This window comes from Occallatibacter sp., from assembly GCF_036502485.1.
Lineage (GTDB): Bacteria > Acidobacteriota > Terriglobia > Terriglobales > Acidobacteriaceae > Telmatobacter.
This window is the reverse complement of the sequence record NZ_DASXYM010000112.1, coordinates 1-14,040: the sequence shown is the minus strand read 5'-3', so window position 1 is coordinate 14,040 and position 14,040 is coordinate 1. Positions and strand designations below refer to the sequence as shown.

Here is a 14,040-nt window from a genome sequence, read left to right as displayed (position 1 = left end):
GAGGAACCCGGATTGCAAAGGAAGACGCGGGAGGTTGTTCCGGCGCAAAACGTGAAGGCCGGGAAGCATAGTCCCGGCCTTCGTTTGTGCGGCAGCAGCAGGATGGAGCAGAAATCAGGCGGCGGGAGCGGCCATTGCGAGCCGTTTTCCCAGTTCCTCGCGTACCAGCGCCAAGCCCAATACGTAGCGTTCGAACTGATCGGAGAGGCGGGCGTAGAGTGGCGCCTCGCGGCGATACTCGAATACGTTGAACTGGCTCACGACGTAGTAGCTTTCTTTGCCGGCGCGGATCAGTTCGCCCAGGGTGGGGCGGCGGGTGCGGTTGTCGTGATCGGCATCAATCACCTCCGGCACCATGCCCGCGACGAAAAGGCAGTAGTCTCCCACGTATTTGCGCATGGCACGCTCGGCGTCAAACGAAGGCGCGGTGCCGAATACGGGGTCGGCGGCGCGCATCATCCCTACGAGTTGCTCGATGCTGTGGCCGGTGAGGCCGCGCTTGAGGAACAGGTTTTCGTCTTCAGAGAAGTGGCACAGCACCTTGGAGACGTAGCCGGAGAGCTCCGGATCGTGGAGGCCGAGCTTCCCGTCGAAGATGCTGGTGACTTCGTGGAGGAAGAACGGTTCGAGGGGGTGAGCCGAGGTTTGGATACACGTCTCCTCATCGCATGCACAGGGGGGATTGAGGCAGAAGACCCGGTTGCACCTTGCGCAGCGCGGGGCGTGTGCCCAGCCATGCTGTATGGAATCTTTAAAAACGACTGTAGCGCAATCGTTGCGGAATGCAAGTGATATAAATCACAACTTTTGTGGGATGTAGGAAGAAAGAAGAAAGGGCAGCCGCGGCGGGCTGCCCTTTGCTAAAAAAGGGATTTGAACTGGATTTGCGCTAAACGCTTGCCGGTGTGCGCGATTCGAGCTCTGCCAGGCGCTTTGCCAGGAGGGATTCGAGGTTCTCGAGGGCCTTCGAGAATCCTTCAATGCCTTCCTTCAGCTTGTCATGCGCCATGCGGTCTTCGGCATGCATGCGCTCGAAGGTGGCTTCATCCATGGAGATCTTCTCGATCTGCATCGACTTGGCCTTTTCGGGATCGAGCTTGCGTGGCAGGTCACCCTGCGTGTTCTCGAGCTCACTCAGCAGTTGCGGCGAGATGGTCAGCAGGTCGCTTCCGGCCAACTCCTTGATTTCGCCGATGTTGCGGAAGCTGGCGCCCATGACCTGGGTCTTGTAGTTGAAGTGCTTGTAATAGTTATAGATCTTCGTGACCGACTGCACGCCGGGGTCGTCCGCGCCCTGGTAGTCCTTGCCGGTGTCTTTCTTGTACCAGTCGAGGATGCGGCCGACGAAGGGGGAGATGAGGGTGACACCCGCTTCAGCGCAGGCAATGGCCTGATGGACGCCGAAGAGCAGGGTCAGGTTGCAATGAATGCCTTCCTTTTCAAGCTGTTCCGCGGCCTTGATACCGGGCCAGGTGGAGGCGATTTTGATCAGGATGTGCTCGCGGCCGATGCCCGCCTTGTCGTACTGCTTGATGATGGCGCGGGCCTGGTCGATGGTCTTCTGGGTGTCGTAGGAGAGGCGCGCGTCCACTTCAGTGGAGACGCGGCCGGGGACGATTTCAAGGATGCGCTTGCCGAAGGCGACGGCCAGGCGCTCGAAGGCGTACATGGCCACGTCGTGATCGCTGGCGCTCTCGCCCTTCTCGTCGCGGGCTTCTTTCAGCACCTCGTCCACAAGCGGCTGATAAGCGGGCATCTGCGCGGCGGCGGCAATCAGAGAAGGATTGGTGGTGGCATCAGTGGGGCGGAACTCTTTGATCGCTTCGAAGTCGCCGGTATCGGAGACCACGGTGGTGTAACTGCGCAATTGTTCAAGCAGATTCTGCGGCATCATTCCTCCAGCGCGTGTCGTGCAGCGAAGGGACGCCGCACGCAGCGGACACCCTTAGTCTACGCCCCTATGGATGCATCTCAGGGGCGAATGGGTCCGCTGCGGGTTAAGATTGCACGCAATGCAATCCTTCTTCAATGATTTGGACGGCCTGACCGTTTTCACGACTTTGGTGGTCGTTGTGATCGGCATTCTCCTGGTGCTTTACACGGCCGGAGAGCGTCCGCGCAGCATCGCGAGGCGCAGGTACGGGTACTACGTGGGGATGGTGATCGTGTGTCTCTCGATCGCGTGGGATGCGTATTGTCCCGATGCCGATCAGCCGCACATCCGGGCGACGGGATGGGCGTGGCCGGTGGAGAGCTATACCTACCACTCGGGCAAGAGCACGCACACGGGCCTGATTGCCTGTATCAACAGCTGCGACGACACGGATCCGCGACTGGCGCTGGACGAGTACGCCGCGTATCTGTTCCGGCACGGGGCGGTGCGGCCGGGGGTGTCTGTGACCTATCTTGGCCGCACCGAGAAGGAGAACATCGGGAACATTCGCACCGTGCCTGCGCACCCGGTGGTGGAGATTGACAGCGTGACGGATGGCAGGCGGCTGTTCTATCGCGACACGACACGCCACTGGCCGCGGGTGATTGTTCTGCTGAGTGATTTTGTCTTTGGCATGGGCATGATGGCGGTGTGCTGGACTCTGCGGGGCAGAGAGGAAGAGGGCGACAGCGCGTGGAGCAACGACGGTCAGCAGAACGAACTGCTGGGACTGGGACTTGGAGGGGCAGGCCGCCAGCAGTAGGGGTCACTCTGGCTGGAACGTGTTCGACAGCACGCCGAGGCCAGCGATGGAGATGTCGACGCGGTCGCCGGAGCTGAGGGGGCCGACGCCCGCCGGAGTTCCCGTCAGCACCAGGTCGCCCGGTACGAGGGTGATGGCCTGAGTGATGTACTCGAGCAGTTGCGGGATCGAGAAGATGAAATCGGCAGTGGAGCCGTGCTGGCGCACCTCGCCATTGACGCGGGTCTCAAGGACGAGGCCGGCAGCCGGATCGATCTCGTCGCTGATGAACGGGCCGACGGGACAGAAGGTGTCCCAGCCCTTGCCGCGTGTCCATTGGCCCTCTTTCTTCTGCAGATCGCGGGCGGTCACATCGTTGGCGAGGGTGTAGCCGCGAATCGCGCCGCGCCAGTCGCCATCGGCCTTGAAGCGGCTGGTACGGCGGGCGATGACCAAGGCCAACTCGCCCTCAAAGTCCACGCGCTGGGAGGCCGACGGCATTTTGACTACGCCGTTGGGTGCCAGCAGAGAGGATGGGGGCTTGAAGAACAGCAGGGGCTCGGTGGGGACCTCGTTGCCCAGTTCTTTGGCGTGGTCGCGGTAGTTGCGTCCCACGCAGAGGATCTTGGAGGGCGTAACCGGGGCGAGCAGATGCGCCCCACTCAACGGCAACGGATCGAAGTCGAACCCCGCCGGGTCGAAGGCGAGCTTGCGCTGGGCCGCGGTTCGGGCACGTTCCAGATGGAAGGCGAGGTCTTCTTCCTGTGCATCGATCAGGTCGACGATCCAGGGCTCACCGCCGCGGTCTTCGACGCGCCCATATTGAATCTGATCTTCAAACAAAAAGCGGCAGTATTTCATGGCGTATGCTCGTCTTCTGGAACCGGACTTATTGTAAGCGCCGTTCCCGGGGGCGTTCCGTTAGGGCTGGGGCACTGTGTCGGAAGCCTCGGTGGACCGCGGGCTCTCATTGCCGCGAGTATCCACCGCGGTGACGGCATAAACATAGGTGTGCCCGGGTTGCACGTCGGCATCGTGGAGGGCCGGCCCGACCAGCGGCTGATCACCGGAGATGCGGCGCCACTCTGTGCCCTCGCGGCGATAGACACGATAGCCGGCCACGTCGTTCTCGGCGGTGGGCTGCCAGCTCAGGTCGATGGATGCTGGATTCCCGTTGGCAGCGCCGATAGCCACCGCGGCCAGATCCGCAGGGACCGCCGGCGGAAACACATCCTGGGCCGTCACGCGAAGGGGCGCGGAGATTTCGCCCGGCAGCTCCATCGTCTTTCCCTCTGAGGTGACAGGCGCGATGCGTTGCGCGCGATACTCATAGTCCCGCCCGAAGGTCACGCCCTTGTCCAAGGCCACGCCGCCGTCGTGTTCCACCAGGAGGTCAAGCGATACGGATTCGGCGGCGGGCGCCAGGGGGCCCTGTTTCGGCGTCGTGGCGGGAGGATTGAGGAGAGTCCGCTTCAGCCGGATCGAGTCTGCCGGATCGATGGCGTTCCAGCGCAGCACAATGCCCTGCTTGCGCACCTCCGCCTGCAGGCCGGTGACCGGCGCGGGCGCACGGCCGCCGAGGACAACGGCTTCATTCGACAACCCAGCCGATTTTCCGGCGCGATTCTTCAACTCGACGTAGTAGCTCAGGGGCTGGGGCGGTCGCGCCGCCAACGCATCCGGCAGAGCCACAAGAAACGATGCCTCTACTGCGGGGGCAAAGCTCCTGGCTCCAACGGGCACGCACCCACCGCTGCCAATGCGCCAGCACACCTCTGCGGCGATGTCGTCCTTCAGCGTCACGCGATCGGTGGTGCGTTTGGGCATGGTCCACGTCAGCGCCACCTGGCTGCCGGTGCGCACGGCCCGAAGGTCCGCGACCCGATCCGGCAGGTTGAGCGACGGCGGCTGGGGCGCACCGGGTGTTCCACATCCCGCCAAGCCCATGGCAGCCGCCAGCAGCACGCACGCAACCGGCAGAGCCATCACACGTTGTGGTCCCGAGGACATTCCTCCTCAGTCTACCGGAGCGCATTCGCAGGCGGACCCACGTGCTGTACGCCAGACGTTACAATGCTTGCGATCCACAGAGAACACCTCGACGGGCCCGCGCCTCTCCTCGGCCCGCTCGCTTGAAAGGACACCCGCCGCCGTGTTAATCCTGCTCGCCGCCATCCTGGCCATCTTTGTTTACGGCATGATTGCCGCCATGCTGGGCACCATCCTGCCCGATCTCTCAGACCGCTTCAAGCTGACGCCCACGCAGAACGGCACCATCGCGACGGCACAGGCCATTGGCCTGATGATTGCGTCGCTGGCGGTGGGCCCGCTTCTCGACACGCAGGGCGACAAGATCGGCATCCTGCTGGGGCTGGTGTTTATCGCCATTGCGCTGTTCGGGCTGCCCCGCTCGGGTGGATTTGGGAGCATTACCCTGCTCATGTTCCTGCTGGGTGTGGGCGGCGGCATCGTTGTGACGGCGGCCAACGCGCTCACCTCGGCCGTGAGCCCGGATCATCGCGCCACTGCGCTCAATCTGGTGAACCTTTTCTTCGGGCTTGGCGGCCTGCTCACGCCGTTCATCTCCGCCAATCTTTTCAATCGCAACTGGGTGCGGCTCTGCTACACGATTGCCGTTCTGACCGTCGTGGTGGGGGTGTACCAGATCACGGTGCCGATGCCGGCGCCGGCGGGCGGTTCGGGATCAATCTTCACGCAGGCGGGGCCGATCTTGAGCAGGCCCATCCTGTACCTGCTGGGGCTGTTCCTGTTCCTCTACATCTCGTGTGAAGTGGGGGTTTGGAACTGGCTGGCTCGCCATCTGATTGCGCAGGGCATTCCCGAGTCGAGGGCGCTCAACATTCTTTCGCTGGGGTTTGCGCTGGGCCTGCTGGTGGGCCGTGTGGCGGTTTCGCCGGTTTTCAAAAGCGTGCCGCCGGTAACGGTGCTCCTTATCGCCTCCATCGCCATGGCCATTACCACTTTCCTGATGCTGCAGACCGACAAGCCCGGGACAGCCGCTGGACTGGTGTTTATCGCGGGGCTGGCGATGGCGCCGGTGTTTCCCACGACGCTGGCCATCACGGCTTCGGCTTTTCCGCAGATGACGGGCACGGCGCTGGGGTTTGTTATCACCTGCGGGTGGGCTGGACTCGCGGTAAGCTCGCGGATCATTGGGGCCATTGCCGGACCTGATCCGCGGCGTATCCGCAAAGCGCTGCTGGTGCTGCCGGCCTTTTCCGTGCTGATGATCGGGTTGAATGTGGCGATCTGGATCTCGCTGCGGTGAGCCAGCCGGCAGCTTACGGCTGCTGGATACAGTTCCTCATGGACCTGCCGGGTGACTCAAATCACACCCGGGCCGTCCTGCCCCCGCGTACGCTCGAACGCAGGAGTACATCATGCGAGCCGCGTCCCCTTCCGGCGAAGCCACTCAGACTGTCGGGATAAGCTATTCAGAGAAACGTATGCGAACGGCGATCATTGGCGGCGGCATTGCCGGCCTAGCGGCCGCGTATGAGCTCGAGAAGGCGCGCGCTGCCAATTCTGCCATTGAATACACCCTGTTTGAATCCCGCGATCGTCTGGGCGGTGCGCTGGCCACCGACATCTACCAGGGAAGCGTGCTGGAGCGGGGCCCCGACTCATTTCTAAGTGAGAAGCCCGCCGCCGCTGAGCTTTGCCGCGAACTGGGACTCGGGCCTGATCTGATCCCCTCCAACGACGCGGACCGCAAGACCTGGATCGTGGTGGGCAAGCGGCTGGTGGGCCTGCCGGACGGGCTGATGTTCCTGGTCCCGACCAAGTTGGTTCCCACGGCGCTGTCGCCGCTGTTCTCGATTGCGACAAAGATTCGCATGGGGCTGGAGCTGCTGCATCCGCCGCGCCCCAGCACAAAGGACGAGTCCGTGGCCGCATTGGTGGAGCGCCATTTCGGCAAGGAGGCGGTGGACCGCCTCGCCGACCCGCTGCTCTCCGGGATCTATGGCGGCGACGCGACGCAGCTCAGTGCGCGAGCCGTTCTGCCGCGCCTGGTTGAGATGGAAGTCGAATACGGTTCCCTTTCCCGGGGTATGCTGGCGGCTCACAAAAAGATGCGGTCAGCAATGGCGGCCAGAGCCCGGTCGGCTGCCGGACCGGCCGCCAGCTCAGGCGCATCCGATACGGCGTCCCAACCCGATCGCCTCAAGTCTGTGGGCGCGCAGCCAACCGGCCCGCGCTCCATCTTTACCGGTCTGCGCGGCGGGTTGCAGCAGCTCGTCGACGCCGTCACTGCCAAACTCAACCCGCTTTCGGTTCGCCTCAGCACCGCGGTCGACGCGATTGAGCGCACCGCTTCTGGCTGGCAGATCACCGCGGGAGGACGAAGAGAGACCTACGACGCCATCATTCTTGCCACGCCGGCGTGGGCAGCCGCTGCCATGCTCTCCACGGTCGACACGCAGCTCAGCCAGGAACTCGCCGGGATTCCCTACTCTTCTTCAATCACCATCAACCTGGTCTATGACGAGGGAAAGATCGGGCCACTGCCGGAGGGCTTTGGTTTCCTGGTTCCCGCCAGCTCTGGCCGCGCGATGCTGGCCTGCACGTTCGCGCATCGCAAGTTCCTGGGGCGGACTGCGCCGGGCAAGGCGGTACTGCGCGCGTTTCTGGGTGGCATGCGCAATGAGGCGCTGATGACCGAACCCGACAATGTTCTCATCGCAACGGTCCGCCGCGAGCTCAGCGAGATTCTGGGGCCGCGCATCCTTGGGCCGCACATCGAGCCCGATTTCGTTCAGTTGAACCGCTGGCGACGAGCGATGGCGCAATACGCGGTGGGCCACAAGGAACGCATCGAGCGTATTCTCACGCACGTCGCCGCGCTACCAGGATTGCACCTGGCAGGAAACGCCTACGATGGAATCGGCATTCCCGACTGCATCCGCCTGGGCCGCAAAGCCGCGCGGCAGATTGTGGGCAGCAGCGCGCACGTGCGCTGAGATTCGCTCTGTCTGATTCCTTTTGGGTTTGGCTTCCGTCCGACCGGCAGGGCTACCGTCGTGAGGTTCTGCGCTCCGCCGCGGAGTTCGACGTGCTGCTCTGGTAGCGGGTGGTGCTACTTGATGCGTGCCTCGCCGCGGCCTCCGCTCGTGGGCGGTGCGATGCGGAAAGCCAAATGATCAGTGGAGGGATGCAGGACCTTCGAAGCTCGCCCTTCCGATTGCAGGCGACGGTGTGCTACGTCCCATGCGGGCAGTACGGCCTCTGGTTGCGACCAGTGCACAAGGGCGGCCTCATCGCACCACTCGAGCAATTTGCGCATGGCAGGACCGTGCGGTTTCGTGATCATGAATTTGCGCATGGAGGCTTCGGTGTCCCAGCAGGTGCTGGTCCACCAGCTATTGTGGGCGTCGCGGAGGACTTTCACTGCCACGTTGCCGGGCGCATTTGCGGCCTGGCGTGCGCTGCGCACCGCGTCGAAGAGGAAGCCGGGAAGATAGCGCCAGGAGCGCACGCGCAGGCGGGTAATCGAGATGACGGCCATCGTGGCTCTCCGTGTTTTCCACGATAACCCGGGTGGCCGCGGCGCTGTGTGAAGAATGCGCGATGGAGATGCGGCCGCCAGGGAGATACGCTATCGGCCGGAGCTGCCGAAGCCTTTCTCGGCGCGGAGGGAACCTTCCAGAGAGTCTACCTGTTGGACGGCGCCGGTGAGGACGGGCACAGGAACCATCTGGGCGATTTTTTCTCCCGCGGTAAGGTGGATGGGCGCGTCGCCGAGATTGGTCATGACGATGAGGATTTCGCCGCGGTAGCCGGCATCGATGACGCCGCCGGTGCAGGCCAGGCCGCGGGCAGCGATGGAGGAACGATCGCGCACGAGCAGGCCGAGCGGGGCGCCGGAGTGCGGATGGCGGGCCTCCACGGCGATGCCGGTGCGGAGGCGGAGGGTGTGACGCGGCGCAAGGGAGACGGACTCGAGGCCGAAGATGTCGTAGCCGAGGTCTTCTCCGGGATGGGCGACGGCGGGGAGGCGCGCGGCGGGGTCCAGCAGTTTCACAAGCAGCATACATCGATGGTAGCGGAGAACAGCGAAGCTAGCGGGATAGACGAACTCAGCGGATTCCACCGGAGGGATGGTTGTGCTTGTGTTCTGGCACTTCTGCCAGTTCGAGCAGGCGGGCTGTGCTCGATAGCCTTTGGGATCACTGCCGCTCAGAGAGCGGTGTGCCCGCGCACATGAAGCAGATCATGGATTATCCGGTAATTCTGTGCATCGTGACCGTCGTTTTGCTATCTGCATCGGCGCGGATTGGCGCGATTATGCGCAGGAGACGGCGCAGCGATGAAGAACTGCAACAGGGCGAGTATGGTGTAGTGCTGAGCGCGACTCTGACGCTGCTGGGGCTGCTGATCGGGTTCAGTTTTTCGATGGCGATTGGCCGGTACGATCAGCGGAAGGACTACGAAGAAGAAGAGGCCAACGCGATCGGAACCGAATATCAGCGCGCAGATCTGCTGCCCGACGCGGCGCGCTCAGTGGTGCGGGCTCAACTTGTGCAGTATCTGGACCTGCGCATCCGGAGGTACGAGGCACACGCCTCACACGATGTAACGGAACTGGCTGCGAAGACGGCTGTGCTTCAAGATCAGATGTGGAAGGCGGTGCGGGATTCGGCCATGGCGATGCGGGACCCCATCTCACTGGCGGTGCTGACGGGAATGAACGATGTGATCAACCGGCAAGGGTATACGCAGGCGGCGCGGTGGAAGCGCATTCCTTTTCCGGCGTGGGGGCTGATGATCACGATTGCGCTGTTCAGCAATTTCCTGATCGGCTACGGCGAGAGTAAGCCTCACATCTACACGCTTCTGGTGGTTCCGCTGGCCATCTCGATTTCGTTCTTGCTGATTGCCGATATCGACAGCCCGCAGGGAGGGCTCATCCGGATCAGGCCGCAAAACCTGGTTACTCTGGCTGACTCGTTGAAGCCAAAATGACCCGGGGCATGGTACGTCAGGAGAGATTGGAGCCGAAACCCGCTTATCATGCGGATTTCGGCCTGTTGGTGAATTTCGGCAAAAGGACCTGTAAGCCGAATTCTGTCGTGTGCGGTCATTCCTCTAGGCGGAGCGTTACCGCTCGCGCTCATCAGCGACCTACCCGGAGGTTTCGCCATTGCGTGGAGCGGGCTTTCGGTACCGGGCCGGCGCCGAGCACGGGCATCGCTCCTTGTCCGTGCTTCCCTCCCTATTTGGTCTTGCTCCGTGTGGGGTTTACCATGCCCCCTCCATTACTGGAGGAGCGGTGCGCTCTTACCGCACCTTTTCACCCTTACCCCGGCGCCGCGCCGATCGCCAACGCAATTGAGGCGAACCGGCCCGGGGATGCCCGCCATAAGACGGGGTAGCCGAGGCGGTATATTCTCTGTGGCACTGGCCGTCCACGGGCTTTGAAGCCCGCGTCCCGGACGTTATCCGGCACACTGCCCTGCGGAGTTCGGACTTTCCTCCCCCGGAGACCCTTGCTTGCGCGCGGGTTCCGGCAGCGACCGCCCGGTCCTCCTGCCATGATCTATTCTATCCCGGATGCAGATGGCTGAATCGGGCATTGTGGTCGGGACATCCATCAGCTAGGTTCACGTTTTGCGTGTCGCAAGCCGGGTGGAGATGCGATGTTTGAAATGGTCAGGAGAGACCCGTGAAGCAAGCTGCAACCGTTTGCCGTTACCTGCTGGGGCTGGTGTTTGTCGTCTTCGGCTTCAACCACCTGGTGCCGTACATGCCCGCACCCGCTCAGACCGGGATTGCCGGCCAGTTTACAACCGCCATGATCGCATCACACTGGATGTTTGTGGTCGGGTTGTGCGAGGTCATCCCCGGTGTTCTGTTGCTGATCAACCTGTACGTTCCGCTGGCACTCACGGTGCTGGGCGCGGTGATCGTCAATATTCTTCTGGCTGGGTTTCTGCTAGCACCCATGGGCATTCCTGCGGGAGTGATTGTCGCGCTTCTGTGGGCCATCTTGTTCTGGCGATATCGCGCGTCGTTTGCAGGCATCTTCAAGGCGCGCCCTGTGCTGGACTGAGGGGCGCCGGCAGAAGCCCGAGGGCGGGGGCATCACTACAATCGGAAGAGTGATGATTCAGTATCGCTACCTTGGACGGGTTGGCTACGACGACGGGCTGCGCCTGCAGGAACAGCTTGTGGAGTTGCGGCGCGCCGACCGTATTGGAAACGTGCTGCTGCTGCTGGAGCATCCGCCGGTGCTGACGCTGGGGCGGCATGCGAACCGGGCCAACGTGCTGGCCTCGGATGAGTTGCTGGCGGCACGCGGAGTGACGCTGCACCACATCAGCCGCGGGGGAGACGTGACGTATCACGGGCCGGGGCAGCTGGTGGGGTATCCGATCTTTGATCTGCGCAGCCTGGAGAAGCCCGGTAGCGGACGGATGGGTCCTGTCGATTTTGTGCGGCTGATGGAAGAGGCGCTGATTGGGGTGTGTGGTGCGTATGGCGTGCGGGCGGGCCGCATCGCGGGCCTGACGGGCGTGTGGGTGGGCACCGAAGATGAGCAGCGGGCGCGGAAGATTGGGGCGATCGGAATTCATGTCTCGCGCGGGATTACCTCCCATGGGTTTGCGTTGAACGTGAGGACCGATCTGCGGGATTTTCAGTTGATCAATCCATGCGGGATTACGGACAAGCCGGTGACCAGCCTCGAGGCATCTGGAGTGCGGCCAGCTGGAGCTTCATCCCTGCCCGGCGTGGAGGTCATTGCTCAAGAGGCTGCTCGACAGTTTGGACTCGTGTTCCGGCAGGAGATGCGCGAGTTGCCGAGCCTGGAGGCGCTGCTCGAATCGGCGGAGAAAAAGGCGACGGGTTCGGCGCGGGAGTTTCCGGCGGAAGACACGCCGGTGCAGGTTCCAGAAGAAGTGGATCGCCTGCTTGGGCACACGGAGCGGCCGGTTCGAGGGTGATGTTGCGGGGTTGTGATGACGCGCCGCGAAGGCCGCGGGCAAAACATCGTGAGATTTATAATCCGGCTGGAGCCGGCACTTCATTAGTCCTCAAAGAGCGGAGAAAACGATAGATGGCAACCGACGTGGTCATGCCCCAGATGGGGGAATCGATCTTTGAGGGCACCATTACCAAGTGGCTGAAGAAGCCGGGCGACAGGGTGGAGAAGGACGAGCCGCTGTTTGAGATTTCGACCGATAAGGTGGATGCGGAGATTCCATCGCCTGCGAGCGGCGTGCTGAGCGAGATCAGGGCGCAGGAGGGCGAGACGGTTGAAGTGAACAAAGTGGTGGCGGTGATTGGGGGCGAAGCGCCTGCGGTGCGGCTGACTGCGCCGTCGGCGCTGCCGACAGCTACGACCCGGGCGCCGGGGAGCGGGACGCCGGTGGTGATGCCGCAGATGGGCGAGTCGATTTTTGAGGGCACCATTACCAAGTGGCTCAAGAAGGTTGGCGAAGCGGTGCAGAAGGATGAGCCGCTGTTCGAGATCTCAACCGACAAGGTGGACGCGGAGATTCCGGCGCCGGTGGACGGAGTGCTCGGCGAGATTCGGGTCGGTGAGGGCGAGACCGTGGAGGTGAACACGGTGGTCGCGGTGATTGGCGGGGCGGGCGCGGCGGCGGAAGCTCAGGGATCACCGGCACGAGCCGGGATTGCGCAGAGTGGAGCCGCGGAAGAGGCCCGGGCGGCGGCACCGCCGTCGCCGGCTGCCATGACGCCGCCCGCTGCCGATGCGACGCCGGAGCCGGAGTTGCTGGCGGACGGGGTTCGTTCGTCGCCGCTGGTGCGGCGCATGGCGCGGGAGCACGACCTCGATCTGCGGCGCATTCGCGGAAGCGGAGCCAACGGGCGCATTACCAAGGACGATGTGCTGGAGTACATGAAGAGCGGAGGCGCGTCTGCTCCCACCGCGGAGAAGATTGCGGCAAGGCCAGCCACGGTGACTCCGGCGGTTGTGGTCTCTCCCGGAACTGTCTCGGAAAAGTTGGCCGCACCGCAGGTGCCGCTTGAGGGCAAGCTGGAGCCCATGACCCGCATGCGCGCGATTATTGCGCAGCGCATGGTGGAGAGCGTGCAGACGATTCCGCACGCTTACATGATGTACAAGATCGACATGACGCGGGTGGCGCGGGTGCGGGAGCGGGAGCGGGCGGGGTTTGAACAGCGACACGGCGTGAAGCTGACCTACATGCCGTTCATCGCGGCGGGTGTGGTTGAGGCGATACGGAAGTATCCGATCGTGAATGCGAAGGTGGAAGGCAATGCCATCCGCTATGCAGACCACGTGCAACTAGGCATCGCGGTGGCCCTGGAGTGGGGATTGATTGTGCCGGTGGTGCGCGAGGCGGAGCGGCGCAGCTTTCCCGATGTAGCGAAGATGATAGCGGATCTGGCGGAGCGCGCGCGGACGAAGAAGCTGAAGCCGGAGGAAGCCTCAGGCTCCACGTTCACGCTGACCAACTTCGGCGTGTTCGGCGGGGATGTGGGAACGCCGATCATCAATCCGGGGGAGTCGGCGATTCTGGCAATTGGCGCGCTGAAGAAGGAGCCGGTGGTGCTCACGGATGCGGAAGGCAGCGACACGATTGCGATCCGGTCCATGCAGCAATTCTGCCTGGGATTCGATCATCGCATCATCGATGGTGCGGATGCTGGGCGGTTTATGATGGCGTTCCGGGATGCGCTGGAGGGGTGGTCTAGAATTCTCGGTTAGAAATGAACTACTGAAGTCATTCGGTTGGACTATCTCGCGATGCCTTTTTACCAGGCTGTGTCTGCCCACGCACAGTTCCGGGGTGATCCGACAGCCACGGAAGAGGCGGAAACCGCCATACTCGATTTTTTTGGGTTGGTCCGAGGCGGAGCAGCTTAAAGCTTTCGGAAAGTCAGTGCGCATCATCCTTGTGGCTCCCGATTTCTCTAGAGAGCTGACAACAACAGTTCTTTGGCTTACGACCGCTGGGGTGGATATTCGGCGCACTCGAATTCGTCCATATAGCTTTCAGGGTCGAACTCTACTGGAAGTCGACCAATTAATCCCGCTGCGCGAGGCACAAGAATACACGGTCTGGTTGAAAGAGAAGCTCGACGAAGCTCGACGAGTGAATGAGTCTAATGTCGACTTTTCTCACTATAACCTGACAGTCAATGGCCTAACCTATTCGAATCTTTAGCGGAACCTGTTCTGGCAAGTTGTAGCATCAGCTCTTCAGGCAGGAGTTGACCTGCCCCCGATTTCTCAACCGCTGATAACTGGAGTTTCCGGGTTTTGGTTTAGCTCCGAGATTATCTCGCAGCCGCCGCCGAGGCTGTGTAAATGTGGGAAGCGCTCTTTGCTTTCCACATTTGCATAGCCTGCATT

At 62.5% G+C, this 14,040-nt stretch carries 13 protein-coding genes and 1 other RNA gene; 7 read left to right on the top strand and 7 right to left on the bottom strand.

Going from position 1 to position 14,040, the window contains the following annotated elements; genetic code table 11:
* Positions 1 to 114: 114 nt before the first annotated feature.
* Together VGL22_RS14895 and VGL22_RS14890 are read right to left on the bottom strand one after the other, a co-directional pair.
* Positions 115 to 540: a hypothetical protein gene (locus tag VGL22_RS14895; protein WP_465267726.1), complete on the bottom strand. Its 426-nt coding sequence runs from the start codon at positions 538 to 540 to the stop codon at positions 115 to 117.
* A 349-nt stretch (positions 541 to 889) separates the two neighbouring features.
* Positions 890 to 1,891: a transaldolase gene (locus VGL22_RS14890; RefSeq protein WP_465267766.1), complete on the bottom strand. Its 1,002-nt coding sequence runs from the start codon at positions 1,889 to 1,891 to the stop codon at positions 890 to 892.
* A 121-nt stretch (positions 1,892 to 2,012) separates the two neighbouring features.
* Here VGL22_RS14890 and VGL22_RS14885 point away from each other — a divergent pair, with 121 nt between their 5' ends.
* Positions 2,013 to 2,696 carry a hypothetical protein gene (locus VGL22_RS14885; RefSeq protein WP_465267725.1) on the top strand — a complete coding sequence of 228 codons (684 nt, stop codon included), beginning with the start codon at positions 2,013 to 2,015 and terminating at the stop codon, positions 2,694 to 2,696.
* Positions 2,697 to 2,699: 3 nt separating this feature from the next.
* Here VGL22_RS14885 and VGL22_RS14880 read toward each other — a convergent pair whose 3' ends face one another.
* On the bottom strand, positions 2,700 to 3,536 hold the full coding sequence (locus VGL22_RS14880; protein WP_465267724.1) for a fumarylacetoacetate hydrolase family protein: 837 nt from the start codon (positions 3,534 to 3,536) through the stop codon (positions 2,700 to 2,702).
* 60 nt (positions 3,537 to 3,596) lie between these two features.
* The gene (locus VGL22_RS14875; RefSeq protein ID WP_465267723.1) at positions 3,597 to 4,685 is read right to left on the bottom strand and encodes a fibronectin type III domain-containing protein; all 1,089 of its coding nucleotides are present in this window, start codon (positions 4,683 to 4,685) and stop codon (positions 3,597 to 3,599) included.
* A gap of 67 nt (positions 4,686 to 4,752) precedes the next feature.
* On the opposite strand from VGL22_RS14875, the gene VGL22_RS14870 reads away from it, so the two are divergent.
* Together VGL22_RS14870 and hemG are read left to right on the top strand one after the other, a co-directional pair.
* A complete protein-coding gene (locus VGL22_RS14870) occupies positions 4,753 to 5,964 on the top strand; it encodes an MFS transporter (RefSeq protein WP_465267722.1) in 1,212 nt (403 codons plus the stop codon).
* A gap of 178 nt (positions 5,965 to 6,142) precedes the next feature.
* The gene (hemG, locus tag VGL22_RS14865; RefSeq protein ID WP_465267721.1) at positions 6,143 to 7,657 is read left to right on the top strand and encodes a protoporphyrinogen oxidase; all 1,515 of its coding nucleotides are present in this window, start codon (positions 6,143 to 6,145) and stop codon (positions 7,655 to 7,657) included.
* Between the two features lie 116 nt (positions 7,658 to 7,773).
* Here hemG and VGL22_RS14860 read toward each other — a convergent pair whose 3' ends face one another.
* Both VGL22_RS14860 and VGL22_RS14855 read right to left on the bottom strand, forming a co-directional pair.
* Entirely contained in the window at positions 7,774 to 8,202 is a 429-nt protein-coding gene (locus VGL22_RS14860; protein ID WP_465267720.1) for a DUF3291 domain-containing protein, read from the bottom strand.
* Positions 8,203 to 8,292: 90 nt separating this feature from the next.
* Positions 8,293 to 8,727 (bottom strand): dUTP diphosphatase, encoded by a 435-nt coding sequence (locus VGL22_RS14855; RefSeq protein WP_465267719.1) that lies wholly within the window; start codon positions 8,725 to 8,727, stop codon positions 8,293 to 8,295.
* Positions 8,728 to 8,909: 182 nt separating this feature from the next.
* Between VGL22_RS14855 and VGL22_RS14850 the strand changes: the two genes are divergently transcribed.
* Positions 8,910 to 9,659 (top strand): bestrophin-like domain, encoded by a 750-nt coding sequence (locus tag VGL22_RS14850; RefSeq protein WP_465267718.1) that lies wholly within the window; start codon positions 8,910 to 8,912, stop codon positions 9,657 to 9,659.
* 75 nt (positions 9,660 to 9,734) lie between these two features.
* Here VGL22_RS14850 and rnpB read toward each other — a convergent pair.
* Positions 9,735 to 10,226, bottom strand: an RNA gene (gene rnpB / locus VGL22_RS14845) — RNase P RNA component class A.
* Positions 10,227 to 10,359: 133 nt separating this feature from the next.
* Between rnpB and VGL22_RS14840 the strand changes: the two genes are divergently transcribed.
* From VGL22_RS14840 to sucB, 3 genes are all read left to right on the top strand, one after another.
* Positions 10,360 to 10,746 (top strand): DoxX family membrane protein, encoded by a 387-nt coding sequence (locus VGL22_RS14840; RefSeq protein ID WP_465267717.1) that lies wholly within the window; start codon positions 10,360 to 10,362, stop codon positions 10,744 to 10,746.
* A 52-nt stretch (positions 10,747 to 10,798) separates the two neighbouring features.
* Positions 10,799 to 11,638, top strand: coding sequence for a lipoyl(octanoyl) transferase LipB (gene lipB / locus VGL22_RS14835; protein ID WP_465267716.1), 840 nt, complete (start codon positions 10,799 to 10,801; stop codon positions 11,636 to 11,638).
* Between the two features lie 113 nt (positions 11,639 to 11,751).
* Positions 11,752 to 13,392 (top strand): 2-oxoglutarate dehydrogenase, E2 component, dihydrolipoamide succinyltransferase, encoded by a 1,641-nt coding sequence (gene sucB / locus VGL22_RS14830; protein WP_465267715.1) that lies wholly within the window; start codon positions 11,752 to 11,754, stop codon positions 13,390 to 13,392.
* The last annotated feature ends 648 nt before the right edge of the window (positions 13,393 to 14,040 follow it).

Bases quoted from the DNA above. Each gene is read 5' to 3' on its own strand.
- VGL22_RS14890 (WP_465267766.1), bottom strand. From the start codon at position 1,891: ATGCCGCAGAATCTGCTTGAACAATTGCGCAGTTACACCACCGTGGTC.
- VGL22_RS14885 (WP_465267725.1), top strand. From the start codon at position 2,013: ATGCAATCCTTCTTCAATGATTTGGACGGCCTGACCGTTTTCACGACT.
- VGL22_RS14880 (WP_465267724.1), bottom strand. From the start codon at position 3,536: ATGAAATACTGCCGCTTTTTGTTTGAAGATCAGATTCAATATGGGCGC.
- VGL22_RS14875 (WP_465267723.1), bottom strand. From the start codon at position 4,685: ATGTCCTCGGGACCACAACGTGTGATGGCTCTGCCGGTTGCGTGCGTG.
- hemG (WP_465267721.1), top strand. From the start codon at position 6,143: ATGCGAACGGCGATCATTGGCGGCGGCATTGCCGGCCTAGCGGCCGCG.
- VGL22_RS14860 (WP_465267720.1), bottom strand. From the start codon at position 8,202: ATGGCCGTCATCTCGATTACCCGCCTGCGCGTGCGCTCCTGGCGCTAT.
- VGL22_RS14855 (WP_465267719.1), bottom strand. From the start codon at position 8,727: ATGCTGCTTGTGAAACTGCTGGACCCCGCCGCGCGCCTCCCCGCCGTC.
- VGL22_RS14850 (WP_465267718.1), top strand. From the start codon at position 8,910: ATGGATTATCCGGTAATTCTGTGCATCGTGACCGTCGTTTTGCTATCT.
- lipB (WP_465267716.1), top strand. From the start codon at position 10,799: ATGATTCAGTATCGCTACCTTGGACGGGTTGGCTACGACGACGGGCTG.
- sucB (WP_465267715.1), top strand. From the start codon at position 11,752: ATGGCAACCGACGTGGTCATGCCCCAGATGGGGGAATCGATCTTTGAG.